Here is a 26,545-nt window from a genome sequence, read left to right as displayed (position 1 = left end):
TCCATTCATGCGGAACTGGATATGGAAAGGATTCATCAAAATCTGGAGTACATCAGCAAAGGAGGGATTGAAAGATTAAAAAGGCACAGACGGAGCCAGAAGGAGAAAACCGGGCGGTTTTTGGGAAAACAGGATGCGAATTGCGTCTTATCATTTGACAAATCTTTTCTTTCTGGTTTATGATACTGATAAATATTATGTACGGAAGGGTGAACATCGGGACGATGAAGTGCTAATCCTATTTTTGAAAGCAGATGGATTGAAGGATTTTTTTGGCAGAGAAGGAGTCTGCTTCTTTGTGCTGCCTTCAATGTGTCTTTTAAGAATAGGATTGGCATCACCCATTTTTATAAAAAGTGAATCCGGTGGTATGGATCTTTTGTCTGATGACGGTCTGTGCACCCGTGCCTTTTTTATGCCTCCTATTCTTAAAAAGATGGGAGGCTTTTTTCGTCTCCCAAAAACATAACGGTACGGAGATGATGCGGATGTTGCTGGAAGCGCGTGATTTGAAGCTGTATGTCAAAGACCGTTTGTTGTTTGACGTGAAAAGGTTATTCATTGATCACCGGGACCGGATCGGTTTGGTCGGAAAAAATGGCTGTGGAAAAACCACGTTGATCAAAACGTTGACCGGTCGGGCGGTTCCCGATCAAGGCCAAGTGATTACCCGTGCCACGGTTGAATTTTTGCCGCAGATCAAACGGCAGGATTCAACCAAAAGCGGCGGTGAGTTGGCCCGGGAATATCTTTTGCAAGCCTTGGGGAAGGAGCCGGAGATTTTGTTTTTGGATGAGCCGACCACACATTTGGACACCGGGCATATCGAATGGTTGGAAAAGAAGCTGAAAAACTGGCCGGGAGCTTTTGTGGTCGTTTCCCATGACAGGGTGTTCCTGGATACTCTTTGTACAACAATTTGGGAGATCGATGAAGGCAAGATCAAAACCTATAAAGGGAGTTATTCGGATTACGTCCGCCAAAAGGAGTTGGAAAGAGAACAACAGATCCAGGCATACGAAAAATATGCAAAAAAGAAAAGGCAGTTGGAAGAAGCGCTGCGAATGAAAGAACAAAAAGCACAGAGAGCGACCAAAACACCGAAAAAAACAAACCGGTCCGAAGCGAAGATGGCCAAACCCTACTTTGCCAAAAAACAAAAGAAACTGGAGAAAGCCAAAAAAGCCATGGAAACCCGTCTGGAAAAATTGGAGAAGGTGGAAAAGCCGAGAGAAATCAAGCCGGTCAAGTTGAGTTTGCCCCACCAGGAAGCTATGAAGGGGAGAGTGGTGATCCGGGTGCAAGATGTTTCCGGAACAGCGGGAAACAAGCTTTTGTGGAAGCCGGCTCGTTTTGATGTGCGCGGAGGGGAGAAACTGGCCGTCACCGGACCGAATGGTGCCGGAAAAACCACGCTGATCCGAAAGATCATCCGCCAGGATGAGGGAATCACAGTTTCGCCGTCTGTGAAAATCGGTTATTTCAGCCAGAATCTCAATATTCTTGATCTGAAAGAATCGATTTTGGAAAATGTCCGTTCCACCTCCAAGCAGGATGAAACGTTGATACGCACTGTCCTGGCCCGGTTGCATTTCCGGAGGGACGATGTTTATAAAAAAGTGGAGGTGTTAAGTGGCGGGGAACGGGTCAAAGTGGCATTGGCCAAAGTATTTGTCAGTGACATTAACACCCTCGTTTTGGACGAACCGACGAACTTCCTGGATATTGAAGCGGAGGAAGCTTTGGAATCCCTTCTTCAAGAGTACGAAGGCACGGTCATCTTTGTCACTCACGACCGGCGTTTTGTGCAAAAGCTGGCAACCCGGATCCTGGAGATCAAAAACCGGGAAATTCGTTTTTTAGACCGTCTTGATGAAGAGAAACGGCAGCCCGGGCGGCAAAAAGAAAAGGATGCCGGGGAGGACCGGCGGCTGTTGATTGAGACCAAAATATCCGAGGTGCTCAGCCGGTTGAGCGTGGAGCCATCTGAGGAGCTGAAAAAGGAATTTCAAAGGCTGTTGGCAGAAAAAAAGAAATTGGTAACAGATTAAAACGTTCAGCGACAAGAAAAAGGTGTGAAACCGAATGAATTTCATCCATGAAGAGAGGAAAGAACATTGGAAACGGGAGATTTTCCTTTTTTTAACCAGCCAGACGATTTCCCTGTTGGGCTCGTCGCTCGTGCAATATGCCATTATGTGGTATATCACCTTGGATACCCGATCCGGTGTGATGATGACCATCTATATTCTTTGCGGTTTTGTCCCCACTTTTCTTCTCTCGCCGGTTGCCGGGGTGTGGGCAGACCGTTTCAACCGCAAAATGCTGATCATCGGGTCGGATGCAATGATTGCCATGGCCACGTTGGTCCTCGCCATTCTTTTTCTTGCGGGATACGATGCGATATGGCTGCTTTTTGCCATCTCGGCTGTCCGCGCAATCGGGACCGGATTCCAAACTCCCACCATTGGCGCGGTTTTGCCGCAAATGGTTCCGAAGGATCAACTGACGAAAGTGAATGGAATCAACGGAAGCCTTCAATCATTGATTATGTTGGTTTCCCCCATGGTGAGTGCGGCACTCATCACCATGGCCTCCATTGAAGCGGTTTTCTTTGTGGATGTTCTCACGGCCGCCGTTGCTGTTTTCATCATGATGGCATGGGTTCACATTCCGGTTCACGAAAAGGCGTCCGAAAAACAGAAAACCACTTATTACAGTGATGTCACCGAAGGCATCGCGTATATTAAAAAACATGCTTTTTTAAAGAGCTTCTTTTTGTTCTTCGCTGTTTTTTTTGTATTGATTGCACCGGCTTCGTTTTTAACCCCTTTGCAGGTGACCCGGAGCTTTGGGGATGATGTGTGGCGGTTGACGGCCATTGAAATCACCTTTTCCGTCGGGATGATGGCAGGGGGAGGGTTGATCGCCTTGTGGGGAGGCTTTGGCAATAAAGTCCATACGATGGCTCTCTCCGGCTTTATCATGGGGGTTTGCACATTGGCGCTGGGATTGGTTCCCGACTTTTGGATTTACTTGTTGGTCATGGCCTTATTCGGGGTGGCCATGCCCTTTTTCAATACACCGACGACGGTCTTGTTGCAAGAAAAGATTGAAGAAAATTATACAGGAAGGGTATTTGGGGTATTCAGCATGATCTCCACTTCCATGATGCCGGTGGGGATGCTTGTATTCGGGCCGGTTGCCGATTGGATCGAAATTGAATGGATTTTGGCCGGCACGGGTTTGTTGATGTGCATGCTTGCCATGTTTTTGGGAAGGAACAAAGTGCTGTTGAAAGCAGGAAAACCAGCTTGATTTCATCTTGGATCCAACCCCCTTGAAGGGGAACGCGGCTTCAGGGGGTTGCTCTCATGAATGAAGAAGAAGGGGGAAAAATGATGAGGGAAACGCTGTTGATGGTGGATGATGAGATCGGCATCATCCAAATGATGAAACGGCTGCTCGAAAAAGAAGGATTCGAAGGGATCCTTGAGGCCACCTCCGGCGAAGAAGCGTTGGAGAAAATCAGGAAACACCCGGTGGACTTGATTTTGCTGGATGTGATGCTGCCGGATACAGACGGCTTCCGGCTGTGTCAGCAAATCAGGGAAATGACCGACGTCCCCATCCTTTTTTTGACGGCTCGCACGGCGGATATGGATAAGTTGACCGGTTTTTCCATGGGAGGGGACGATTATATCACGAAACCGTTTAATCCGTTGGAGGTGGTTGCCCGGATCAAAGCGATTTTGCACCGGCAAAGGCGCTTGAATTCCCGGCTTCGCGAATTTCGTACCGGTCATTTTGTATTGTACTTGGAACAGGCGAAATTGGTGGTGGACGGGAAAGAAGTGAAATGCCCGGCAAAGGAATTTGAGTTGCTGAAATTCTTGTGTGAGCATCCCAATCAAGTATTCAGTGTGGACAGCCTTTATCAGCACGTATGGGGGGATTACCCGACGGTGGGAAAGGAAAACACCGTCATGGTGCATATCAGGCGGTTGCGGCAAAAAATTGAAAAAGACCCGAAAAACCCTGAGTATTTAAAAAACATCAGGGGATTGGGATATATGCTCGCAGTTTCGGACAAGGAGAGACGGTGATGGATCTCAAACACAAAATATCCCTCCAGTTTGTGGCGGTTTTGCTCGCCATCGGAGGCGTTCTTTTGCTTTCGGGGCTGACGGTGGTTCCGGTTGTTGTCATGGGGATTCACAAACTTCTTCAGATCCCGGTGGGAACCCGTGTCCCTCTGTTGATCGGTTTGTATTTAAGTTCCTTTATCGTGATATTTATGATGATCGGGATCTTTTTGGGGCGGAAAATCAGCAAGCCGCTCTTTTTTCTGATCCAATGGATTGAGAACCTTTCGGAAGGGAAATATCAAAAGCCGGATTTTCCAGACCTGGCCGCCCGGAAGTTCGGGGTGTTTTTGGAATTGGAATCGAAACTGGACAATTTGACCGCCCGGCTTCATTCCGTCGAACAAGAGCGCAAAGCACTTGAAGAATTGAGGAGAAGCTGGGCCTCCGGCATCACCCACGATTTGAAAACCCCTTTATCTTACATCAAAGGGTATGCAGCGATGCTCCGCTCGGATCATGCTTGGGAAGAAGCAGAAGTGAAAGAGTTCAGCCGGATCATTGAGGAAAAATCGATCCATATTGAGCAATTGATCCAAGATTTGAGCATCGTTTACCAATTGGAAGAACGCCAAATTCCCTTGAATGAGCGCACCTTAAACCTGGTTACCTTTTTGGAACGGGTTTTGGCCGATCTTAAAAAACATCCCCTGGCGGACCGGTATGATATCCGATTCAAATCCCCGGCCAGGGAGATCCGGTGGACGTTTGACGAACATTTGCTCAAAAGGGCACTGGAAAACCTCGTCATGAATGCCATTCGGCATAATCCCCCGGAAACAACCATTCAGGTGACAACCGAATTGAAAGAAGACAAGCTTTTGATCGTGATTCAGGATCATGGCAAGGGAATGGACCGGAAAACCATTCAACATTTGTTCGACCGCTATTACCGGGGAACCCCCACCGACCGGTCCGCGTTGGGTTCCGGGCTCGGCATGGTGATTGCCAAGCAATTCATCGAGAGGATGCAGGGCTTCATCCAAGTGGAAAGCAAGCAGAATGAAGGCACCCGGATCACTCTTTGGTTTCCGTATAAAAATTAAGGTGCTGTTAAGATTGCGTTTGTGTGGTGTTTATTTTGGTCTGTTAAACTGCGTTTGGAGCGGTTGAAAGAAAGGCACCGCCAAAAGAATCAATAGGTTTTAAAGGGATCGGGTGTTTTTCATGCATTGCTTGCACCGCTTTGATGTCATGACCGGAAGGAGGGAAAAGGGGATGAGAATCATGATTGCCGCTGTCACGGGGATTTTGGGCGGATTTATCATCGGCGTTCTGTTGTCCAGCATCATTGGCATTCTCAGTTTCCAATTATTTTTCAAACCGTTTGGAATTCCGTTTCTTCCCTATCTGTGTGCGTTGGCGGGCGCGGTTGCCGTTCCCGTGATCGATTGGCGCCAATGGAAACATCGCCATTCATCCGGGAATGGATCGGTGGAAAACAGGTGAAGTTGGAGGAATAGAGCAGAAAGGAGGATATTTTGATGGGTTACCGGTTAAATATGAGAAAAAAGCATTTATTGGTTTCCATACATGTGCTGGGGGCCATGGCATGGTTTGGCGGAACGTTGGGAATGTTGATCCTGGGGATTTACATGGGAAACGCGGAAAATGGGGAACAGCTTTATTACACACTTTCAAGTATGCACATGATTGATGGCACGCTGATCAAATATCCGGCCATGGTGGTCCTGATCACCGGCCTGATGCTGTCGGTCTGGACCCATTGGGGATTGACGAAGCATTACTGGGTGTTAATCAAGTTGGTAACGACTTTCCTCATTATTTTGCTCGGTATCCTGTTTCTGAGTGACGGGTTGTCTTTTTTGATCGAGACCGCGGAGAAATATCATTTGGCAGCTTTAGAAAATGCCTCTTTCCATCGGACCAGCATTTCCTTGACTTTGGGCGCCATCTTCAATGTGGCGGCGATGGTCATGATGACCCTGGTCACCTATTACAAACCATTCGGGAAGATTAAAAGAAAAGCAAAACGTGAAAACCGGTGATTCCGGAAAGGATTATTGAACAAGCATTTTGAAGCCGAACCAAGCCAAAAAAATGCCGTAGCCGCAAAGAATGAGTCCGGAAATCAGTTGAAATCCCTGGATAAAGGCCGGCTTGATGTAAGGCCGGCACCAACTGACCGACAAAGATAAGAGGAGATTCCACATTCCGCAACCGATCATCAGATAAGCAAATGCCGTGATCAGAAACGACAGGGGTTGCTCATGAATGGTGCTGTACACACCGGACCAGGAGAGAAAATCCATGGGATTGATGAACCCAAGGACAAATCCCTTGGCAAGGAGATGGACAGGCCGGGGCCACGACGAAATGGACAACTTGGTTTTCAGATTCGACGTCCCCAAATAAATCAGGTAAGCCCCGACCGCGACCGCTATGAACGCCAGATACGACAAATCCACAATGCCGCTGGAAAAGCCGGAAAAAATGATGCCGACAATCAACAGGTTGGAGATCACATCTCCCAAGCCGACCAGCCAGGAAGGATAAAAACCGCTTGAAATCCCTTGCCGGATCATCTCGATGTTGACCGGTCCGATTGGGGTGGACAAAGCAAATCCCAAGATAAAATAGCCCATCCACGTTTCCATGCATACGACTCCTTTATGACAACTTATCACTATATTTATGCTTGTCCTGGGAAAAAACAACAACAAAATCGATCAGCATGGACGGGATGGAAAGGGGGTTGAAGGAATTACCATTGTAAATTCATATGTTTTTATTTATACTAATAATAACTAACAAGTGCATATTCACCCTCATCGATTTCTCTCGGTGAGGTAGAGGTTGCGGCTTTTATCAGTACTTTGCACGAGAATTTGGAGTTTCTTTGATGACTGCAAGGGAAAGGAAAAGTCGCCGAAGTTTGTTCGCCCGCTCCAGGCGGACAAGCTGGGGCTGATTCCAAACAGGGTCAGCACTGTCACGTTTGTTCTTTGCCCAGACAAACGTGGTGCGCTATCTTGCGGGGGTTTGGTGTGGGTTTCATCATACCGTCCCATCCAGAAGTGACGGTTTTTTTGTTTTTTCCTGCCGGACCTCGGCTGAAGAAAGGGAGAGATACTTTTTTATGTCCAATTCAAGTGATGACCAACAATTAAAAAAAGGATTAAAGTCCAGGCATATGTCGATGATCGCCATTGGCGGATCCATCGGGACAGGGATCTTTCTCGCCAGCGGAGCGGCGATTCAGGAAGCCGGCCCGGGGGGCGCGCTGGTTGCTTATATGGCGATCGGCATGATGGTTTACTTTTTGATGACCAGCCTGGGAGAAATGGCTGCTTATATGCCGGTTTCCGGTTCTTTCAGCACGTATGCAAGCCGGTTTGTGGATCCGGCATTGGGATTTGCGATGGGATGGAATTATTGGTATAACTGGGCCATTACCATTGCAGTTGAATTGTCTGCTGGCGCGTTGATTATGAAATATTGGTTCCCGGATGTGCCGGGTGTGATTTGGAGTGCCATTTTCCTGGCATTGATGTTGGGATTGAATCTTCTTTCCGTCAAAGGGTACGGGGAGTCAGAATATTGGTTCTCTTTTATCAAAGTATCGACCGTCATCATCTTTTTGGTTATCGGATTTTTAATGATTCTCGGTATCATGGGAGGAGAACCGATCGGCTTCAAGAATTTCACCATCGGTGACGCTCCGTTTCATGGCGGATGGGTGGCCACTGTCGGCGTGTTTATGATTGCAGGTTTTTCATTCCAGGGAACGGAGTTGGTCGGGATTGCAGCGGGAGAAAGTGAAAATCCCGGCGAAAACATCCCGAAGGCGGTCCGACAGATTTTTTGGAGAATTTTGCTTTTTTATACACTGACCATCCTTGTGATCGGTTTGATTTTGCCTTACACCCACCCGAATCTGGCGGGCGGCGATGTGGATCAGGTTGCCAAAAGCCCGTTTACCATGGTTTTTGAACGTGCCGGTTTTGCCTTTGCCGCTTCGGTGATGAACGCGGTGATTCTGACGGCGGTCCTTTCCGCGGGGAATTCCGGCATGTATGCATCCACCCGGATGTTGTGGCAGTTGGCGAAAGAAGGAAAAGCGCCGAAAGTGTTCAGCAAGGTGAACCGGAGTGGAGTGCCTGTTTATGCATTGCTGTTGACGGCACTGGTCGGGGCGTTTGCATTTTTGGCGTCGCTGGTCGGTGACGGAACCATTTACATCTGGTTGCTCAATGCTTCGGGGCTGTCCGGATTTTTGGCTTGGCTCGGCATTGCGGTCAGCCATTATCGGTTCCGCCGTGCTTTTATCGCCCAGGGAAAAAGCCTGGATGTCCTTCCTTACCGGGCGAGGTTGTTCCCGTTTGGGCCGTTGTTTGCCTTCTTCCTGTGTTTGGTGGTGATCCTGGGACAAGATTATCAGGCTTTCACGGGAGAAGCCATCGACTGGTACCGGCTGGTGGTTTCCTATATCGGGCTGCCGATTTTCATTTGTCTGTGGCTCGGTTACAAATGGAAAAATAAAACAAAAGTGGTTCCGCTTGAGTCTTGTCAACTGGAACCGGATCAGGAGTAAGAAAAACCTGCTGACCACAGTCAGCAGGTTTTTTTGGGCCATCAGATTTTGACCGATGCAAAGAACATCAAAACCACCATGCACAAAACCGAAATATTCAGCAGCATGATATAGCGTTTGACAGTTCCGATCACTTGTTCTTTTTCGATGCCGTCGGATTTAACTTTTGCCAATGCCTTGCGGCCGTACAAGACAATAACGAGAATGAACGCAAGGATAAACAAACTTCCAAAACGTTCTTTCACCAACAGCCAAAGCGGCTTGTCCCCGTCGAATTGCAGCATCATGTAGATTCCCGTCAGGAGAACAATGACAGAGGTGGGGATAAACATGGTCAAATTCCAGCGTTGGGCACGATTCAACGCATGATCCATCCGTCCCGTCTCGCCGGTGCGGATAGCATCCCTTAAAAACATGGCCATCAGTGAGGCTCCGCCAAACCAAGCAGCAACAAAGGCGATATGTAAAAACTTGATGATACCGTAGGTAGTCACTGGATAAACCCCTTTCATTTCACGATGATATGATAAGCGGACAGTTCCGGGCGTTGGACATCCCCTTTGCGCCCGCCGTGTGCTCTTTGAAAATGTTCGCTTTGGGTCCAATTTATAAAATCCTCTTTGGAAGCAAAGACGGTTTCGGCAACGACATGCGATTCATCTTCAGACAGAAGCAGACGGAAAGAGACAAAACCCGGCACTTGTTTCATGGATTCTGGAGCCCGGCTGAAACTTTCCTTCAAGTGTTTCAGATGTTCTTCGGATTGGATCTTGATATGATTGTTGACCAGGTACATTCAGGTCCTCCTTCCCGGGACAAAATTAGTCATTCATTTATACTATATACCATTATCCTCCCTGTGATCAAAAAGAAGCAAGAGGAACGGAACCCTTTTTTAAGAGAGACGGGAAAGTGTATACTGAATAAAAAATGAAACAGAAGTGATGGGAATTGATCAAGGTTAAAAACTTTACGAAAAAATACGGAGACCAGGTGGTTGTCAACGGCATTTCTTTTACGGTGAAAGAACATCACATTTTTGGATTGCTGGGCCCCAATGGTGCCGGAAAGACCACCACCATGGAAATGATGGAAGGGTTAAGGGATCCCGATGAGGGAAGCATTGAAATTGCCGGGGTGGATGCGGTCAGAGACCGGGATCGGTTGAAGCAAATCATCGGTGTGCAACTGCAGTCCACCGCATTGTTTGAGCATTTGACCGTCCGGGAAAGTCTGGAGCTTTATGCCGGTTTTTACCCGAAAGCCCGTCCGGTTCTGGAACTTCTACAATCATTTGATCTTCAAGAAAAGGAAAAAACACAGGTGAAACATCTGTCCGGAGGGCAACGGCAAAAACTGGCGATTGCGATCGCGGTGGTGCATGATCCCAAAGTGATTTTTTTGGATGAACCCACGACGGGACTGGATCCCCAGGCAAGACGGCGTTTGTGGGATCTTATTTTTCAGCTTCGCGATGAAGGAAGAACCATTGTTTTATCAACCCATTACATGGAAGAAGCGGAAGTCCTGTGTGACCAAGTGGCGATCATGAGTCAAGGCCGGATGCTGGAGGTGGATTCTCCTGCCGGTTTGATTCGCGGCTTGGCTTCCCAAAGCCGGATCGAATTTGTGCTGCCGGACTCCGGTTTGGATCAAGAATTGTCTGAACTGCCGGGGGTGATGAAAGTCAGCCGGGAAGAAAATGAAGTCGTGTCCATCCACACTAATGATTTATCCCAAACCCTGCAAGAGCTGGTTCCATGGGCAAACCGCCATTTGATTCCGTTAACCGGGCTTCGCACAAGAAGCGCAACGCTGGAGGATGTGTTTCTCCATAAAACGGGAGAGAGGTTGAGAGGGAAATGAAAGCATATTGGCAGTTGGTGAGGGCGCAGCTTCTTTTGTTTTTCCGCAACAAAAACACAGTGATCTGGTCCTTTTTTTTGCCGGTTTTGATGATGCTTGGCCTGGGATTGTTTTTAGGGGACGGGAGTTCCCAAATTTCTTTGAAAGCCGGAGTGGTGGATCTGGATCAATCGTTACTGTCCGAAGAATGGAAGCAAAATTTTTTCCGGCAGGAAACCGTCAAACCGGCATCCGGGTCCGAGGCGGAACTGATGAAGAAGTTGAAATCCGGGGATGTTGATTTTGTGGTGAAGATTGAAAAAGGATTTGAAAAAGCTTATCAAACCAAACAAAGCGCGAAAAAAGTGTTGATCTACATGGATCCGGTGAACAAAACCCAAGCGGACATGGCCCGGCTGCTTGTGGATCAGACAGTGGATGCCATGAATAAAGAAAAAACCCGCTTTCAACCTGTAATTTTGACGGAAGTGGTATCCATCCAAAGCAGGACGCTGTCGTATATCGATTTTTTGGTGCCGGGCATCTTGTCTTTAATGATGATGAGCAACAATTTAAACGGTGTCGCCGCCACGATCGCGTCTTGGCGGGAGCGCGGGATTTTGCGCCGGATGCAGGGGACGCCGCTGAAAAGTTCCACTTTTATTGCAGGGCAAATGACGGCCCGGATTTTGTTGAATGCCATCCAGGTGATCGTGGTCTTGCTGGTGGCCTTCTTTCTGTTTGATGTTCATGTGTACGGATCCTGGGGCACTTTGATTTTATTGATTTTTCTCGGGACCCTGACATTTATGTCGATGGGTTTTATTGTGGCCGGTTTGTCCAAAACCCCGGAAAGTGCAGCCCCCATTGCCGGATTGATCTCGTTTCCGATGATTTTTGTGGGAGGCATCTTTTTTCCGGTCCGGGATTTGCCGGGGATTCTCCAGTCGGTGGTTCAGGTGATTCCAATCGTGCATTTGACGGATGCTTTGCGCGGTGTGATGAATGACGGCTTGGCACTCGGTCAGTTGATGGTTCCCGTCTCCATCCTGATTGCCTGGGCGGCAGGATCGTTTGCTATCGCGGCATGGACTTTTCAATGGGATGTGAAATGAATGATTGCCGGAATCGGAACGGACTTGATTGAACTGAACAGAGTGGAAAAAGTGATTTCCCGGTTGACAAAGCGGATTCTGACGCCAAACGAACAGGCCGCTTTGCCCGAAGCTCCCGGGCGCCGCTTGGAATTTGTCGCCGGAAGGTTTGCGGCCAAGGAGGCCGTATCCAAAGCGATGGGGTCCGGCATTGGCAAAATGTGTTCGTTTCAGGATATCGAAGTTTTAAACAATGAGCAGGGAAAACCGGTGGTGACCGTTTCTCCCCGGGTGCTTCAGGCATTGTACGGAACCGGTGCGGTTTCCATCCATCTGTCCATTTCTCACAGCGAATACTACGCCATGGCGATGGCGGTGATTGAAATCGATCATAACTCATAAATGGTGGACATACATATATAACGCGGTTAGGAGGGACAAACGTTGTATTTGGTCACGGCAGAAGAAATGCGGAGGATTGAGGAACGGCTCATGGATGAAACCGGCCTTCCCGGAACGGTGTTGATGGAAAATGCCGGGAGATCGGTCGCGGATGAAATTACAAAACGGTTTCCCAAACCGCAAAAAGCGGTGATCCTGGCGGGAAAAGGGAATAACGGGGGAGACGGTTGGGTGATCGCCCGTTATCTCTTGTACCGAAATTGGGATGTGGCTTGCTGGCTTGTCGGAGATCCGGATCAACTCACCCCGGATGCAAAGGTTTTCTATCACGTGCTGCAATCGTTTAACCCCATTCAAACGTATCATTCCGGGAAACGGGATGCATTGAAATCAGAGCTCAGCCAGGCCGATGTGATTGTGGATGCCCTTTTGGGGACAGGAGTGAACGGAAGTTTGCGTCCGCCTGTAAAAGAAGTGGTGGAACAAATCAATGCTTCCGGGAAATGGGTGGTTTCCGTCGATTTGCCGACAGGACTTCATACAGATGGAGCAAGCATTGATTCAGAAAAAGTAAAAGCAGACTTGACTGTCACGTTCCAATATCCCAAATGGGGGCATTTTTCACGGCAAGGAAAAGAATTGAGCGGCGAATTGGTCATCAAAGAGATCGGATTGCCTCCGGTATTAAAGCCGGAGTTGAAACCAAAGGGAAGGTTGAATGATCCGGTATGGTGGAAAAAAAGCTGGTCTCCCCGCGATCCTTGGTCACACAAAGGAAGCCACGGCCACTTGCTCCTGATCGGCGGAAGCAAAGGGATGCTCGGCGCCATATGCATGGCAGGCGAAGCGGCTTACCGGATGGGAGCGGGTTATGTGACCCTCGCCGTTCCGGAGTCGGAAAGACACGCACTGGCTGCCAAAGTCACGCAGCCGTTGATTTGGCCGTGGCCGGGAGAAGGCACCTTTCATCCCAACAGTGCTGACAGGTTCCAAGAAAAAGCCGGTCAAATTTCTGCAATGGCCATCGGTCCGGGGCTTGGAAGGTTTGAGGGGGAAGACAAATGGTTGCGGGACGTCCTTTCTTCCATGCAAGGACCGCTGGTGCTGGATGCGGATGCATTGAATATTTTGGCGGCTTATCCGGATTTGCTCGGAGATCTCCGGCACAGAAAGGCGCCGGCGATTATCACGCCTCATCCTGGAGAAATGGCCCGCCTGACCTCCCTGTCGGTAAAGGAAGTGGAGGCCGGCCGGGTGGATGTGGCCCGTTCATTTGCCAAGCATACCGGAATGATTGTTGTTTTAAAAGGAAGGTTTACATTGATTGCCCATCCTGACGGCACGGTGTTTCTGAATCCGACAGGAAGTCCTGCACTGGCCAAAGCCGGTTCCGGCGACGTGTTGACCGGGATGATCGGTTCCCTTCTGGCACAAAAGGTTTCGCCGCTGGAAGCGGCGGCCATGGCCGTTTACCTGCATGGAAAAGCCGCCGGGTTGAGCGGAACCCATCCGCACAGTATGGTGTATACTGATTTGCTGGACGGGATTCAACGCGCGGTCCGCCAGGAATTTGTCGAGTGATGTCCCTCGCTAGCCGACACATTTCCCGGGAAATTGACGAAAGGGATGGTTCTATGTGTCGGAAGAAACCATTTTTCTGTTTTTGGATCTGCCTCATGCTATTGGCAGTGGCCGGATGTGGTGTCAAAAATGAACAAGATGTGGTCAGTGAACTGGCACAGCGGACGGAAAAAATGGAGTCATACATCAGCCACGGGAAAATGACGATTTTAACCAGCTCCGAGCCACAAGTCTATGACATTGAAGTCTGGTATAAGAAACCTTCTTTTTATCGGGTTTCCATTAAAAATGTAAAGAAAAACATCACTCAAATTATTTTGCGGAATGATGAAGGGGTCTTTGTGTTGACTCCCCATCTGAAAAAAAGCTTTCGTTTTCAAAGCGACTGGCCGCAAACGAACGGGCAGATTTATTTATACCAATCCATCATCCAAAGCATTATTGACGATGAAGAACGTATGTTTCAGGCAGAGAAAAAAGCATATCAATTGGAAGTATCCGCAAAATATCCGTTTAATCAGGAAGCCGCCAAACAAAAAATCTGGTTGGATTCCAAACTGTTGCCGACCCGTCTGGAAGTTCTGAGTGAACAAAACCAAAAGCTGATGCAAGTGCAATTTGACCGTTTCCGATTGGATGCGACCTTTGACGACGATGCTTTTGATACGGAGCGGAACATGAAGGATCTCCCGTCAATGGAAAAACAAGTCGTCGCTCCCGCGAAACCGGATAATAACGAATTGGCGTCCGTGTTGCCCGGCTATATTCCGGAAAAGAGCCATCTGGTGAGTGAACAAACGATCCAAACCCCGGAGGGACCGGTTCAAATCATGCGTTTTCAAGGGGAAAAAAATTTTACTTTGACCCAACGGAAGCCGCAAACCGTCGCCACCAGCCTGCCGCTGATGGGAAAACCTGTTGAATTAAAAAGCGCCATCGGAGTCTTGTTGGAGTCCGGGGAGATGAAACGGCTGGCATGGACTTATCAAGGGGTGGAATTTGAAATGATTGGAAAGCTGGCGGAGGAGGAAATGGTGAAAATCGCCAATTCCACCTTTGATCAGCTGGTCAAATAATGATTCCTGCTGAAACGGCGGGTTTCTGAGAGAAGCCCGCATGCATTCATTTTTCTTTCAAGAAGAAAAGAAAGCTGGTATAATACTTTCTAGCGTTTGCGGTAAAGGGATGAAGCAAATCATGAACCGACAGATTGTAAAAGAGCACACTTCGTACTGGACCCTTCTTTATCGGAAAAAGCGCTGGATGCGGATGATGGAGTCGTTTGCTTTTGTTTTGGGGCTTCTCGTCATCCTCATGTTTTTTCCCTTTCGCAGTCAGCCTTTCATATTTTCGGTCATTGGACTTGCCATGGTCGTTTTCTTTGGTTTTCCCTGTCTTTACCGATGTTGGTTGCGCCCGCACTACACGCTTTATCCTGACCGTTTGGAAATTCGGATGAGATCCCGCACCGAAACGATTCCTTTGCAGGAGATGACAAAAGATTTTGATTTACCGTATGGATATGTAATTCGTGGCAAAAGGGAATACTTACTGGTAAGCAATCATTTTTTAGAAAAGTTAAACGGTCAATTGGAAGTGATAAAATATGGCTGAATTGAATTGGGCAGATTATATGGGCAGGGATACAGTCGTTGAAGTGGATTTGGATGCGCTTACACACAACATTTATGAATTTCGCAGGCATTTGGAGAAACAAGTCAAAATGATGGTTGTCGTGAAAGCGGACGCTTACGGGCATGGAGCGGTGGAAGTATCCAAAACTGCTTTGTCGGCAGGGGCTTCTTATTTGGCGGTAGCCTTTGTGGATGAAGCGGTTGAACTGAGGAATGCAGGGATCACCGCCCCCATTTTGATTTTGGGTTATACGCCGCCGCATGCGTATCAAACGGCGGTTGATTACGACTTGACCTGCACGGTTTATTTGCCGGAGCATTTGCGGAAGATGGAAGAGGCCGCGATCAAAGCGGGCAAACCCTTGCGTGTTCATGTCAAAGTGGACACCGGCATGGGAAGATTGGGACTGGCTCCGGAAGAAGTGTTGTCTTTTGCACGGAAACTGGAACAGTCGCCACACATTGAATGGGAAGGAATCTTTACCCATTATGCGACGGCTGACGAGGCCGACAAGGATTACGCTCTGAGCCAGGAGCAAAAGTTTCGGAAAGTGATTGAAATCTTGTCCGAAAATCATCTCCGGCCGCCGCTGGTGCATATCGCCAACAGCGCAGGGGCCATTGATCTCAATGAATACGCATACGACATGGTGCGGTTGGGAGTCAGTGTGTACGGTTTTTACCCTTCGGCGGAAGTGAACCGCAAATCGGTTTCGCTAAAACCGGTTTTGACTCTAAAAACCAAAGTTTCTTCCGTCAAGAAACCGCCCGCCGGCACTGGAATCAGTTACGGAAAAACGTATGTCGTCAACGGGGAAGAGTGGATTGCCGCGATTCCGGTTGGGTATGCCGACGGGATCAACCGCCACTTGTCCAATCGCGGGCATGCACTGATTCACGGGCAAAAGGTGCCGATTGTGGGCCGCATCTGCATGGACCAATTGATGTTGAATGTGACCGGGGTGATGCCTGTTGAAGTCGGACAGGAAGTGGTGCTGTACGGAAGACAACAGCAAAATGTCATTTCGGTGGATGAAGTGGCCGATATGCTTGGAACCATTCATTATGAAGTCACCTGTATGTTGAGCCACCGTATTCCGAGGGTTTACTTGCGTGACGGGAAAGTGACGGGAATCGTCAACCGGTTGCGGGAGCCGGTGCGGATGCAGTGTCTTACTTGACAGCATGGACAACTGTTAATATTTTATGTATAAACATGTTGAGTGAAGGAATTTTATATACTTGAGCGAATAGATTAAACTAGGTTTTTGCTTTTATGTTGGTTTATTGATGAATGATAAGTATATTTTTGCAACATCTTCATCATAATGGTAGTATTGATAGGGGAATTTAAACGGTGATGATTGGTTGGGGGTGCTTCATTTGTCCGGTACAAAAAGAATCATGATCAGCCTGCCAACAAAATTGCTTCAAGAAGTGGATGGCGTTGTGGCGAGGGAAAATTCCAATCGGAGTGAGTTTATCCGCCAAGCGATGAGAATGTATCTCCAAGAGCGGAAAAAGCGTCTGATTCGTGAAATGATGCAACGCGGCTACATGGAGATGGCACGCATCAATCTCAACATCGCTTCGGAAGCATTTGAGGCAGAAGAAGAGGCTGAAGATACTTTGGATCGATTGGTTAGTGGGGTGTAATTGATTTGATTGTGAAACGTGGCGATGTTTATTTTGCTGATCTATCCCCTGTGGTCGGATCCGAACAAGGTGGGGTTCGGCCTGTTTTGGTGATTCAAAATGATATTGGCAATCGGTTCAGCCCCACCGTGATCGTCGCCGCGATTACAGCTCAAATTCAAAAGGCCAAATTACCTACGCATGTGGAAATCGATGCCAAAGCATACGGGTTTGATCGTGACTCGGTCATATTGTTGGAACAAATCCGAACGATCGATAAGCAAAGGCTGACGGATAAAATCACTCATCTGGATGATGAAATGATGAATCGTGTCAATGAAGCGTTAATGATCAGTTTGGGTATGATTAACTTCTAGCAAAGAATGGATGGAGCCGTCCATTCTTTTTTTGTGCGAAAATCGGGGAAGGCCCCGGTTTTTTTCTTTGCGGGATGGTGTTTGCCGGGTTTTTTTCGCATGGTTGATCTCATCCGTTTTGCAATCCTTGGATTCAGCCAACAAAAGAAAAGGGTGGTATAATAGAATCGTTCAGCAAGTCGTGTGCATATTTTATTTCTTTTATATCTGTGTTATTTTATTTCCAAAATGGATTGTTCTGTTTAATATTGAAGGCGGATCAAGGAGACCAATATGGACATTCATTTAAAAAAGTTATATCAGAAGCTTTTGGCTTCATATATTACTTCAAAAAAAGAAGATCATTTGTATAGTGTGCAGCAGCTGAGTAAATGGTTTTTGGAAAAGCGGATTCCTCCGGACGAAGTGGTAAACATGCATGTCAATGCCATGAAAGAGCAATATCCCGATATGTCGGATGATCTGAAAGCCTCGTTTGATCTGTTGATTGAGATCATGATCGGCTACGGCATTTCTTATCGTGAAAAAGAGAAACTGGTCAATCGGCACCGGGAATTGGAAAATGAGATCGAAGTGGCGGTCGGAATGCAACAAACTTTGTTGCCGGACGGGCCTCCGAAGTTGGGAGGCGTCGATATTGGCGTGGTGAGTGTGGCCGCCAAACAGATGAGCGGCGATTACTATAACTTCGTTGATCATGGTTCGGGATCGCTGGGCATCGCTATTGCCGATATTATCGGAAAAGGGATTCCCGCGGCTCTTTGTATGTCGATGATTAAATATGCGATGGACCGGCTGGATGATCAACCGTCCGCTCCTTTATCGCCGTCCCAGGTTTTGCGCGATTTAAACACCGTGGTGGAGCGCAATGTGGATCCGAGTATGTTTATCACCATGGTTTACGGGGTATATGATTCGTTGAACCATCATTTTCGGTATGCTACCGCCGGGCATGAACCCGGGCTCTATTATTGCCATGAAACCGGCGAGTTTGTTGATCTGGAGACCAAGGGGCTTGTGCTTGGCGTATCCAGGGAAGTCAGGTATCCGGAATATAAAATCCGGTTATCACCTCAAGATGCGATTATATTATTTTCCGACGGGGTAACGGAGTGTAAAGTGGATGGCCGATTTATTGAGCGGGATATGTTGAAAGAGATTATCCGCACGCATATTCATCTCCCGGCGCAAGAATCTGTTGAAACCATTCACCAAGCACTTTATGATATGTGTGGTTATAAAATTCGAGATGATCAAACGATTGTTATTTTAAAACGTGACGCAGATGAAATGGATACGGGGGACCCAGAGCAGAAGGAGGTCGTGGGTGAATGAATCTGGTTGTGCACGAAAAAAAGGAGAAAGAGAATCAGATCACAGTCATGGTGGAAGGGGAAGTTGACGTATATACTGCTCCCAAGTTAAGGGAAAAGTTACTGCCTCTTTGTGACGGAAAAAAACGGATCACGGTCAATTTGTCACAAGTGGATTATATCGACAGCACCGGGCTCGGCGTTTTAATCGGGGCATACAAAGCACAAAGGCAAACGGCAGGAAAACTGATCATATCCGGTATGAATCCCCGGTTGTCCCGTCTTTTTAAAATCACAGGTTTGTATGAGATTATGGAAATTGAAGATCAAGCGCAGGAGGATGGCCGCAAATGAGTGATAAACCCTTGGATTTGGTTAATTTGATGATTCCCGCCAAACCGGATTATGTTGGGATTGCAAGATTGACTGTATCTGGAATTGCCAATCGCATGGGGTTTTCTTATGATGACATCGAGGATCTGAAATTGGCAGTTTCCGAAGCTTGCACCAATGCTGTCGATCATGCTTATTGCGGCGGTGAAGGCGAAATTGAGGTGACTTGCAATATTTTCCCCAACCGCATTCAGATTGAAGTGATCGACCGCGGAAACAGCTTTGATCTGGATGAAGTGCAAAAGAGAACCGGCCCGATTAAAATGAGCGGTTCCATGAACGGGATCCGTGAACGCGGGTTGGGGTTGTACTTGATTAAATCCTTGATGGATCACGTCGATATCAAAGGTGATAACGGAGTCATTGTGAGAATGACCAAGTATATCCGAAAGGACGTGGTGGAAAATCATGTCGAAACGTCCACATCCTTCCCCACTAACCGATGACCAAATACTGGATTTGATCAGCCGCTTTCAGAAAAATGAGGATTCAAAAGCACAGGAAACCTTGATCCATCATTATCGCGATCTGGTCGAAACCATTGCGCATAAATTTGCATACGGCAATGAACCGTATGAAGATTTGGTGCAAGTGGGAATGATCGGATTGATTGCATCGCTGAAACGATTTGATTTGTCCATGGGGCGGAACTTTGAAAGTTTTGCCGTCCCTACCATTGTAGGCGAAATCAAACGGCATATGCGGGATAAAACCTGGAGCGTTCACGTTCCCAGGCGGATTAAGGAGCTGGGGCCCCGGATCAAAAAGGCGGTGGAAGACTTGACGGCTCAATTGCAGCGTTCGCCTCGTGTGAATGAGATCGCGGAGTATTTGGGAGTCAGTGATGAGGAAGTCTTGGAAACGATGGAGATGGGACGAAGTTATCATGCGGTTTCTGTGGATAACCCCATCGAGGCAAGCAATGACGGAAGTCAGGTGACCCTGCTGGATCTGGTGGGAACAGAGGATAAAGAATTCGAACAAATTGACCGGAAATTGTTATTGGAGAAAATTTTTTCAGCTTTAAGTGAAAGGGAACAAGAGATATTAAAATTAACCTTTTTTGAAAACCTCAGCCAAAAACAGGCAGGGGACCGGTTGGGAATTTCCCAGATGCATGTATCCCGTTTGCAGCGCCGGGCCTTGCAAAAATTGAGGCAGGCAATCCGGATGGAGCCTTCCGAAGTGATATGAAGTGTACCTTGTTGAGGTATGCTTTTTTATTTTGGGCAAAAAATGCTCCTCCAGGTTCCGGGTTCGATCAGAGGAGCCTGGAGGAGCCGTGCTTTTCAGAAACAGACAGAGGGATGAAGCGTGAGGAATGACCGGTTCCCGCTTTCAAAAGAGGGAAGGAGAGAACGCTTGATCAGATCCAGCCTCTGGCTTCAATGGCTTCCGTAATCCGTTTGATGGCCACCATATATGCTGCCGTGCGCAGATCCGTGTTTTCTTTTTGGGCAAGATCGTAGACCTCATTGTAAGAACGCACGATTTTTTCTTTCAGTTTGCTGTTGACTTCTTCTTCGGTCCAATAATAATGCATCAGGTTTTGCACCCATTCGAAATAAGAGACAATGACTCCTCCGGCATTGGCCAGAATGTCGGGGATCAAATGCACTCCTTTTTTGAATAAAACTTCGTCAGCTTTGGGGGTTGTCGGTCCGTTGGCTGCTTCGGCGACAACCTTGGCTTGGATGCGATCAGCGTTTTTGCGGGTAATCACATTTTCCAGTGCGGCCGGAACGAGAATGTCCACATCCAATTCCAAGATTTCTTCCGGATTTTCGAGGATCTGTGCATCGGGGAGATCGGTGATTTTGCTGTTTTTGTCATCCTTCAATTTTTTGACTTCTTGAAGGTTTAAACCGTCTTTTTGGTAAATGGCGCCCGAGGTGTCACTGACGGCAACAATTTTGCAACCTTTTTCGGCCAACAAATCGGCAACGATGCGGCCGGCATTTCCGAATCCTTGCACCGCCACAGTGGCGCCTTGGAGGGGGTTGTTTAACTTTTCCATTGCCTGCTCAATGGCAAAGGCACAACCTCTTGCCGTTGCTTCATTGCGTCCTTTGGATCCGCCCAGGCTGAGGGGTTTTCCGGTGATGACTCCGGGGCTGAATTTTCCTTTCATCCGGCTGTAAGTATCCATCATCCAACCCATGGTTTGGGCATTGGTATAGACATCGGGAGCAGGAATGTCTTTTTCCGGCCCGACGATATCGGCAATGGCTTCAATGAAGCCGCGGCTGACACGCTCAATCTCACCTTTGCTCAACTTGCGCGGATTGCAGATGACGCCTCCTTTTCCGCCGCCATAAGGAACATCGGTCACCGCACATTTGAAACTCATCCACATGGACAAAGCTTTGACTTCATCCATCGTGACATCGGGATGAAAGCGGATGCCCCCTTTGGTCGGCCCCATGGCATCGGTGTGCTGGGAGCGGAATCCTTCAAAGACACGGATGGAACCATCATCCATTTTGACGGGGAAGGAGACACTCAAAACGCGTTTCGGCTTTTTAAGAATATTAAGAATATCCTCGGAAACCCCCAGCTTCTTGCCAGCTTGATCAATCTGAATCTGAACAATTTCATACGGATTCAAAGACTCAAGTTTGTCAGACGTAACGGTGGATACTGGCAATGTTGAATCATCCTTTCATTAGTAAAATTGTTCACAAAAAACTTTTAGATAATAAATTTTTTGATTAATAGAATTAATAACATTCTATTAATCAAAATGAATAAATATTTATATAAAATAGTTTACCAAACATCCATGGGTTTCTTCCACACTTAATTTCTAATTGTATAATTTTTCTTTTTCAAGCAAAGGATTGCACGAGAGAACCCGTTTATTAATGTTTTCCAAAACCAGAAGTTATAAGCATCACAGCGTTTACCACATATTTCCTTTGTTTTGGTCTTTAAAAAAAGCAGTTTTATGAAAGAGCCGGTTCGAATGAAAAATGAATTTCAGTCCGTATGATTTTTTAATTGATTTGTATTTTTATGAGTTTTGTTTTAAAATGATAAATTTTATTTATGAATGCGCTATCATTGGTATGTGCTGAGTTGAACAATCTCCTGTTTCAAAAGGGGACTTGCCTGTTCATAATGGCTTCTCCCTTTTTAACATTGTCCGGCATAAAGGAACGAAGGCGTTTCATCTTCGTTTTTTAAGAATATTAAGATGATTGGTTGGGACAAGCTGACGAAGAAGGGGCTTTGCGCAAGAAAATGTTTCTTAAGGAAATGATAAGAAAAAAGCTTTATTTATTTTAAGAATCATGATTTATCTTGTATTCAAATTCACAAAAAGGGGATGCGAAATGATGCAATCGCTCATGCAAAGAATCCTTTTTTTCTCGAAATTCATGTCTTCGCCAAGAACCATCGGCAGTATCACCCCGAGTTCCAAGTATCTTGTCAATTCCTTGTTGAAACCGGTAAATTGGGACCAAACCAAAACGGTATTGGAATTGGGAGCGGGAACCGGAGTTGTGACCCGGGAAATTGCAAACCGGGTGAATCATTCCTGCCGGGTGATCACTTTTGAACTGGATCCTGAACTCCGCCGGTATTTAAAAAATCAATTTCCAAGGTTTGTTCACTGTTGTGATGCAAGAAATCTGAAACAGGAATTACGCCTGCAGGGAATGAATGAGGCGGATTGTGTGGTTTCTTCGTTGCCTTTTGCCAATTTTTCCAAACAAGATTGCTTGAAGATATTGGATGAAATACAGAAAGTATTGTCTTGTAACGGGGTGTTTGTGGCTTATCAATATTCTTTGCACATGTTGCCAATGCTCAGAAGTTGTTTCGGAAAAGTGGAAGTGCGGTTTGTACCCGCGAATTTGCCCCCTGGTTTTGTTTATGTATGTTCAAAATAAGGAGGAGGATTTATTGGATCCAAGAGAAGTGATTTATTGGGGGTTGGGTGTTGAATAAGATCATGCTGCTCTGTTTTTTTCTGTTATGGCCGGGGAGCGTGTTTTTTCGGATTGTCACCGGGTCACAGGGGAGAATTTGGGGGCCGTTGGAAAAAGGATCTGACAGAATGCGGGGAACGGTTTTCCTCGACAGATGATGCCCTGTTTGAGGGGGTGTTCATGGAAAGTTTCATCTCTTCCTGCAAGCGCTGTGCTGTTTTTTTGGCACTTGACACTTGGATGGTTCAAACTCAAAGAAAAAGGCGGTTGGAAAAACACGATGAGAAATGATCAACCGGTGATTCTGCTCGTCGATGATGATCAAGAAATCCGACAGTTCATGCAACTTTATTTACACAACGAAGGATATCGCATTTTACAGGCGACCAATGGAAAGGAAGCATTGCAGTTGGCCGATTCCCATGCCATTGACTTAATGGTGTTGGACTTGATGATGCCGGAAATGGACGGGTTGGAAGCCTGTATCCGCATACGGGAAAAATACTGGATGCCGATTATCATGCTGACTGCGAAAACGAATGACTTGGATAAAATTCAGGGGTTGAGTATCGGGGCCGACGATTATGTGACCAAACCTTTCAATCCATTGGAGCTGGTGGCCCGGATCAAAGCTCATTTGCGAAGGTATCTTCATTTTGATACGAAAAGTTTCCGTCAAGATGATGTGATTACGGTTCAGCATCTGACCATCCATCTGCTTTCAAGACAAGTTTTTGCCAATGAAAAAGAAGTCCGGCTCACCCCCAGAGAATTTGATATCTTGGTTTTGCTGGCCCGCCATCCCGGAGTGGTTTTTACCGCTGAACAAATTTATGAAAGGGTATGGAATGAACCGATGTTGACATCCAATAACACCATTATGGTTCATATTCGAAAGATTCGGGAAAAGGTTGAACTGGATCCCAAACGGCCAATGGTGATTCAAACAGTATGGGGGGTTGGTTATAAAGTTCAGTCATCACCGGCCCGGGATTCCCGTGGTTAAAAAGTGGATCCCTCAAGCTTTTCTATATTTGTACCAAAGGATTGCGGGCAGTTTCAGGATCCAAATGATCGGGATGGTCCTGATAAGCGCGGTTTGTGCATGGCTTTCATTTGGATTCACAAAATATATTTTTTATACGACTGAACCCTATTATACTTATCCGTCTAACTTTGGATTACAACAAAGGATCAAAGGTTTGGCTCCCGTCATTCAACAAATGCAACCGGATGAAATCAATCATTCCTTAAACCGGCAAATGAAAAAAACAGGCATGAAGCTGATGATTGTAAGCAAGGAAGGGGATGTTCTTTATCATTCGGGAAATGTTTCGGAAACCAAAGTGGATCTTTATCAAATACAGATGAAGATGGCCCGACAAGAAGAAGCCGTCCGTCATGACTTGGGATCAAGAGAAATTGTTGCATTGTACCCTTTTTCGTTAAAGAATAAGGATGTTTATTTTATTGCCGGCAAGAAGGATCGTCCGGTCACCGGGGCTTATCAAAGAGTTAATTCTGTCCTGACGTCGCTTACCGCTGTTCTTATCTTTATCATGGTTTATTTCCTTCTGACAAATAAGAAATTAAAGCAGATAAAAATGGTTGTTCAAGGAATGAATGAGATTGCAGCAGGGAACTTCAGCTGTCGTTTGCAAGAGACGGGACGGGATGAAGTTGCCTCGATGGCGGTTCATGTGAACCGGATGGCGGAACAATTGGAAAAAAACCGGGAGCAAGAACAAAAAGCGGAGCGGGAACGCACCGGACTCATCACCGGCATTTCCCATGACCTTCGGACTCCTCTGACTTCTGTCATCGGCTATTTGAGATTCGTGCAGGACCATTCAGACATGAAAAAAGAAGATTTGGTTTCATCTGTTAAGATCGCCCTTTCAAAAGCTGAAAAGATGAAACAAATGATCGATGACTTGTTTGATTATGCCAGGTTGACGCATGATCAAATCCAAATCCAAAAAGAAACCATATCCTTAAATACTTTGTTGGAACAGTTATTGGAAGAATCATTCATGTTGAGGGAGCAGAATGACTTGGAAATAAAAAAGATGTTATGCAACGGGGAACTGCGGGTCAAAGGAGATCCGCTTTTGATGGTGCCGTTGTTTGACAATCTCATTCAAAATGCCGTTCGCTATGCAAAGAGGCCGGGGTTTTTGGAAATCATGACACATCAACAAGAAAAGAAAGCGGTGATCGAAATCGGGAATCCGGCTGAACCGGTCGATCCGGACACGTTTCAACAACTGTTCGGGATGTTTGTCACGGGGGATCCCTCCAGGTCCAAAGGCGGATCGGGATTGGGGTTGGCAATCGTGAAGCGGATTGTGGAAATGCATCAAGGAACGATTCAAGCCTGTCAAAGGGAGGGGATGATCCGGTTTCATATTCGTCTTCCTGCAGAGTAAATATCGTTTGTTTATTTTGAATATAAAGAGGAATTAGAGAAATGCATAGAATATTATTCATAAGGGGGGTCTTTATGAAAACAGGAAAGATGAAGCGTTTTCTGATGTTTGTGGTGATTACCTTGTGCGTTTCGATCCTGCTTCCGGACACGGCCGGGGCTGCTTATTACAACACGTATACCACCGTTTCGCTTCTCGGCAATGCCAACAGTTGTTACGCCGCGCAAGGATTTGCCGTGGGATCGACTTACACCTATTCCATCAAAATCAACAATGATGAAACCAAGGCGGTGATTTACCGGACGAGAATGAGTGACGGAACCACGACACTCATGACGAACGGGGATAACGGAACCACTTATGCAAACTACCTTGGCCACGCCAATGACATTGCCCTTCACAGCAACAACGGAAATTATTATATGTTTGTTGTCACCATGAAAGCCGGCAGTATGAGTCTGGTGAAACTGAAGTATGAAGGGACGAAGTATTATAAAGCCGGAAACTACACCATCAAATACAATGGCGAAAATAAAGCGATGTCGGGAGTGGCGATCACCGGAAAAGATGCCGACAACATCCACTTTCTCTTTAAATCCGGAACCACTTTTTACCGGGGTTCACTTCCTTTGAATGCAACCAGCGGCACGATCAACGTGACCAAGGCTTTTCAAATAAATATTAAAGATGCGTTGGTCAATCATCAGCCCGTCCCTACAGAAATCACGGAATTCGCCACTCAGGGAATCGGTTATTACAACAATACATTATATTTCCCTTTGACTGGCAATACGGTGGAAAAATACAAGAACGTCAGCATCATCCTCGTTTACCGGAATATCTCCACGGCTTCCGGCACGATCCATGCCGATGATGATCTGTCTTTCCGCATCACGTCCGGTCAATATCCGGATCTTTTCGAGATTGAGGGGGTCGGAATTGCCAACGGGGATAAACTCTGGTTCCATGCCAACCGGAGAAAATCTTCCGGAGACACGGCTTCGGACAATGTCGCTTATTTTAACGATTACAGCGCTTCAAAAGAATAATTCCCGGATCAAAAAACAATGCCACGGCTTTATATGGGACTTGCCAAACCATATGAAGCCGTTTTTGCGTTATCGGGCTTTCCGGAAGGAGAAGGCGGATTTTATGGATTTTATCCGGGGGTGGCAAGAAACCCGGAGGGGTCGTCCGCCGTTGAGGC

General features: G+C 46.9%; 28 protein-coding genes and 1 riboswitch. Of the genes, 24 read left to right on the top strand and 4 right to left on the bottom strand.

Translation table 11 applies throughout. The features are described from left to right. Nucleotides 1-482: 482 nt before the first annotated feature. From NYE37_RS13560 to NYE37_RS13535, 6 genes are all read left to right on the top strand, one after another. The gene (locus tag NYE37_RS13560; protein ID WP_340712085.1) at nt 483-2,051 is read left to right on the top strand and encodes a Vga family ABC-F type ribosomal protection protein; all 1,569 of its coding nucleotides are present in this window, start codon (nt 483-485) and stop codon (nt 2,049-2,051) included. A gap of 34 nt (nt 2,052-2,085) precedes the next feature. After that, nucleotides 2,086-3,318 carry an MFS transporter gene (locus NYE37_RS13555; protein WP_037997115.1) on the top strand — a complete coding sequence of 411 codons (1,233 nt, stop codon included), beginning with the start codon at nt 2,086-2,088 and terminating at the stop codon, nt 3,316-3,318. A 56-nt stretch (nt 3,319-3,374) separates the two neighbouring features. Continuing rightward, entirely contained in the window at nt 3,375-4,106 is a 732-nt protein-coding gene (locus NYE37_RS13550) for a response regulator transcription factor (RefSeq protein ID WP_276319277.1), read from the top strand. Continuing rightward, complete coding sequence (locus NYE37_RS13545; protein WP_052186839.1) at nt 4,106-5,191, top strand: sensor histidine kinase; 1,086 nt, start codon at nt 4,106-4,108, stop codon at nt 5,189-5,191. Before NYE37_RS13550 ends, NYE37_RS13545 begins: the two co-directional genes overlap by 1 nt. Before the next feature lie 172 nt (nt 5,192-5,363). Beyond that, entirely contained in the window at nt 5,364-5,594 is a 231-nt protein-coding gene (locus NYE37_RS13540) for a DUF5957 family protein (protein ID WP_052186840.1), read from the top strand. A 35-nt stretch (nt 5,595-5,629) separates the two neighbouring features. Continuing rightward, the gene (locus NYE37_RS13535) at nt 5,630-6,154 is read left to right on the top strand and encodes a hypothetical protein (protein WP_037997117.1); all 525 of its coding nucleotides are present in this window, start codon (nt 5,630-5,632) and stop codon (nt 6,152-6,154) included. A 12-nt stretch (nt 6,155-6,166) separates the two neighbouring features. Here NYE37_RS13535 and NYE37_RS13530 read toward each other — a convergent pair whose 3' ends face one another. Beyond that, nucleotides 6,167-6,763, bottom strand: a complete 597-nt coding sequence (locus NYE37_RS13530; protein WP_037997118.1) for a LysE family translocator — start codon at nt 6,761-6,763, stop codon at nt 6,167-6,169. 185 nt (nt 6,764-6,948) lie between these two features. Further along, nucleotides 6,949-7,144: riboswitch (Lysine riboswitch) on the top strand. A gap of 101 nt (nt 7,145-7,245) precedes the next feature. Between NYE37_RS13530 and NYE37_RS13525 the strand changes: the two genes are divergently transcribed. Then, complete coding sequence (locus tag NYE37_RS13525; RefSeq protein ID WP_037997120.1) at nt 7,246-8,700, top strand: amino acid permease; 1,455 nt, start codon at nt 7,246-7,248, stop codon at nt 8,698-8,700. Between the two features lie 41 nt (nt 8,701-8,741). On the opposite strand, the gene NYE37_RS13520 is transcribed toward NYE37_RS13525, so the two are convergent. Together NYE37_RS13520 and NYE37_RS13515 are read right to left on the bottom strand one after the other, a co-directional pair. Further along, a complete protein-coding gene (locus tag NYE37_RS13520; RefSeq protein ID WP_131470888.1) occupies nt 8,742-9,194 on the bottom strand; it encodes a DUF2269 family protein in 453 nt (150 codons plus the stop codon). 14 nt (nt 9,195-9,208) lie between these two features. Further along, entirely contained in the window at nt 9,209-9,496 is a 288-nt protein-coding gene (locus NYE37_RS13515) for an antibiotic biosynthesis monooxygenase family protein (RefSeq protein WP_198051096.1), read from the bottom strand. A gap of 155 nt (nt 9,497-9,651) precedes the next feature. Between NYE37_RS13515 and NYE37_RS13510 the strand changes: the two genes are divergently transcribed. The 13 genes from NYE37_RS13510 to sigB all read left to right on the top strand — a co-directional run bounded on the left by NYE37_RS13510 (nt 9,652) and on the right by sigB (nt 20,168). Further along, a complete protein-coding gene (locus NYE37_RS13510; RefSeq protein ID WP_340712084.1) occupies nt 9,652-10,566 on the top strand; it encodes an ABC transporter ATP-binding protein in 915 nt (304 codons plus the stop codon). Beyond that, nucleotides 10,563-11,660: an ABC transporter permease gene (locus NYE37_RS13505; RefSeq protein ID WP_340712083.1), complete on the top strand. Its 1,098-nt coding sequence runs from the start codon at nt 10,563-10,565 to the stop codon at nt 11,658-11,660. The genes NYE37_RS13510 and NYE37_RS13505 overlap by 4 nt, the downstream gene beginning before the upstream one ends. Next, nucleotides 11,661-12,041 carry a holo-ACP synthase gene (gene acpS / locus NYE37_RS13500; protein ID WP_131470886.1) on the top strand — a complete coding sequence of 127 codons (381 nt, stop codon included), beginning with the start codon at nt 11,661-11,663 and terminating at the stop codon, nt 12,039-12,041. A gap of 42 nt (nt 12,042-12,083) precedes the next feature. Continuing rightward, complete coding sequence (locus tag NYE37_RS13495) at nt 12,084-13,622, top strand: NAD(P)H-hydrate dehydratase (RefSeq protein WP_121874496.1); 1,539 nt, start codon at nt 12,084-12,086, stop codon at nt 13,620-13,622. Nucleotides 13,623-13,717: 95 nt separating this feature from the next. Next, entirely contained in the window at nt 13,718-14,698 is a 981-nt protein-coding gene (locus NYE37_RS13490) for a LolA family protein (RefSeq protein WP_131470885.1), read from the top strand. Nucleotides 14,699-14,819: 121 nt separating this feature from the next. Then, nucleotides 14,820-15,236, top strand: a complete 417-nt coding sequence (locus NYE37_RS13485; protein WP_037998062.1) for a hypothetical protein — start codon at nt 14,820-14,822, stop codon at nt 15,234-15,236. Then, nucleotides 15,229-16,437, top strand: coding sequence for an alanine racemase (gene alr / locus NYE37_RS13480; RefSeq protein ID WP_232335531.1), 1,209 nt, complete (start codon nt 15,229-15,231; stop codon nt 16,435-16,437). The genes NYE37_RS13485 and alr overlap by 8 nt, the downstream gene beginning before the upstream one ends. 223 nt (nt 16,438-16,660) lie before the next feature. Next, nucleotides 16,661-16,912 carry a CopG family ribbon-helix-helix protein gene (locus NYE37_RS13475; protein WP_175413226.1) on the top strand — a complete coding sequence of 84 codons (252 nt, stop codon included), beginning with the start codon at nt 16,661-16,663 and terminating at the stop codon, nt 16,910-16,912. 5 nt (nt 16,913-16,917) lie between these two features. Continuing rightward, entirely contained in the window at nt 16,918-17,268 is a 351-nt protein-coding gene (locus tag NYE37_RS13470) for a type II toxin-antitoxin system PemK/MazF family toxin (RefSeq protein ID WP_037998060.1), read from the top strand. 273 nt (nt 17,269-17,541) lie between these two features. Next, on the top strand, nt 17,542-18,603 hold the full coding sequence (locus NYE37_RS13465; RefSeq protein WP_052186901.1) for a PP2C family protein-serine/threonine phosphatase: 1,062 nt from the start codon (nt 17,542-17,544) through the stop codon (nt 18,601-18,603). Continuing rightward, nucleotides 18,600-18,935 (top strand): STAS domain-containing protein, encoded by a 336-nt coding sequence (locus NYE37_RS13460; protein ID WP_037998057.1) that lies wholly within the window; start codon nt 18,600-18,602, stop codon nt 18,933-18,935. Before NYE37_RS13465 ends, NYE37_RS13460 begins: the two co-directional genes overlap by 4 nt. Continuing rightward, nucleotides 18,932-19,420: an anti-sigma B factor RsbW gene (rsbW, locus tag NYE37_RS13455; RefSeq protein WP_037998054.1), complete on the top strand. Its 489-nt coding sequence runs from the start codon at nt 18,932-18,934 to the stop codon at nt 19,418-19,420. The genes NYE37_RS13460 and rsbW overlap by 4 nt, the downstream gene beginning before the upstream one ends. Beyond that, nucleotides 19,383-20,168, top strand: coding sequence for an RNA polymerase sigma factor SigB (sigB, locus tag NYE37_RS13450; RefSeq protein WP_062843382.1), 786 nt, complete (start codon nt 19,383-19,385; stop codon nt 20,166-20,168). The genes rsbW and sigB overlap by 38 nt, the downstream gene beginning before the upstream one ends. A gap of 172 nt (nt 20,169-20,340) precedes the next feature. Here sigB and NYE37_RS13445 read toward each other — a convergent pair whose 3' ends face one another. Beyond that, nucleotides 20,341-21,621, bottom strand: a complete 1,281-nt coding sequence (locus NYE37_RS13445) for a Glu/Leu/Phe/Val family dehydrogenase (RefSeq protein ID WP_198248833.1) — start codon at nt 21,619-21,621, stop codon at nt 20,341-20,343. A 688-nt stretch (nt 21,622-22,309) separates the two neighbouring features. Here NYE37_RS13445 and NYE37_RS13440 point away from each other — a divergent pair. From NYE37_RS13440 to NYE37_RS13425, 4 genes are all read left to right on the top strand, one after another. Continuing rightward, the gene (locus NYE37_RS13440; protein WP_062843381.1) at nt 22,310-22,870 is read left to right on the top strand and encodes a class I SAM-dependent methyltransferase; all 561 of its coding nucleotides are present in this window, start codon (nt 22,310-22,312) and stop codon (nt 22,868-22,870) included. A gap of 319 nt (nt 22,871-23,189) precedes the next feature. After that, the gene (locus NYE37_RS13435; RefSeq protein WP_037998069.1) at nt 23,190-23,915 is read left to right on the top strand and encodes a response regulator transcription factor; all 726 of its coding nucleotides are present in this window, start codon (nt 23,190-23,192) and stop codon (nt 23,913-23,915) included. Between the two features lie 196 nt (nt 23,916-24,111). Continuing rightward, complete coding sequence (locus NYE37_RS13430) at nt 24,112-25,338, top strand: HAMP domain-containing sensor histidine kinase (RefSeq protein ID WP_340712082.1); 1,227 nt, start codon at nt 24,112-24,114, stop codon at nt 25,336-25,338. Nucleotides 25,339-25,412: 74 nt separating this feature from the next. Then, nucleotides 25,413-26,387, top strand: a complete 975-nt coding sequence (locus NYE37_RS13425; RefSeq protein ID WP_231855205.1) for a hypothetical protein — start codon at nt 25,413-25,415, stop codon at nt 26,385-26,387. Nucleotides 26,388-26,545: the final 158 nt, after the last annotated feature.

This window comes from Thermoactinomyces sp. FSL K6-2592 (genome assembly GCF_038006465.1).
Classification (GTDB): Bacteria; Bacillota; Bacilli; order Thermoactinomycetales; family Thermoactinomycetaceae; genus Thermoactinomyces; species Thermoactinomyces vulgaris.
Note: the sequence above shows the minus strand (reverse complement) of the source record. Positions and strands in the feature narration are given on the sequence as shown.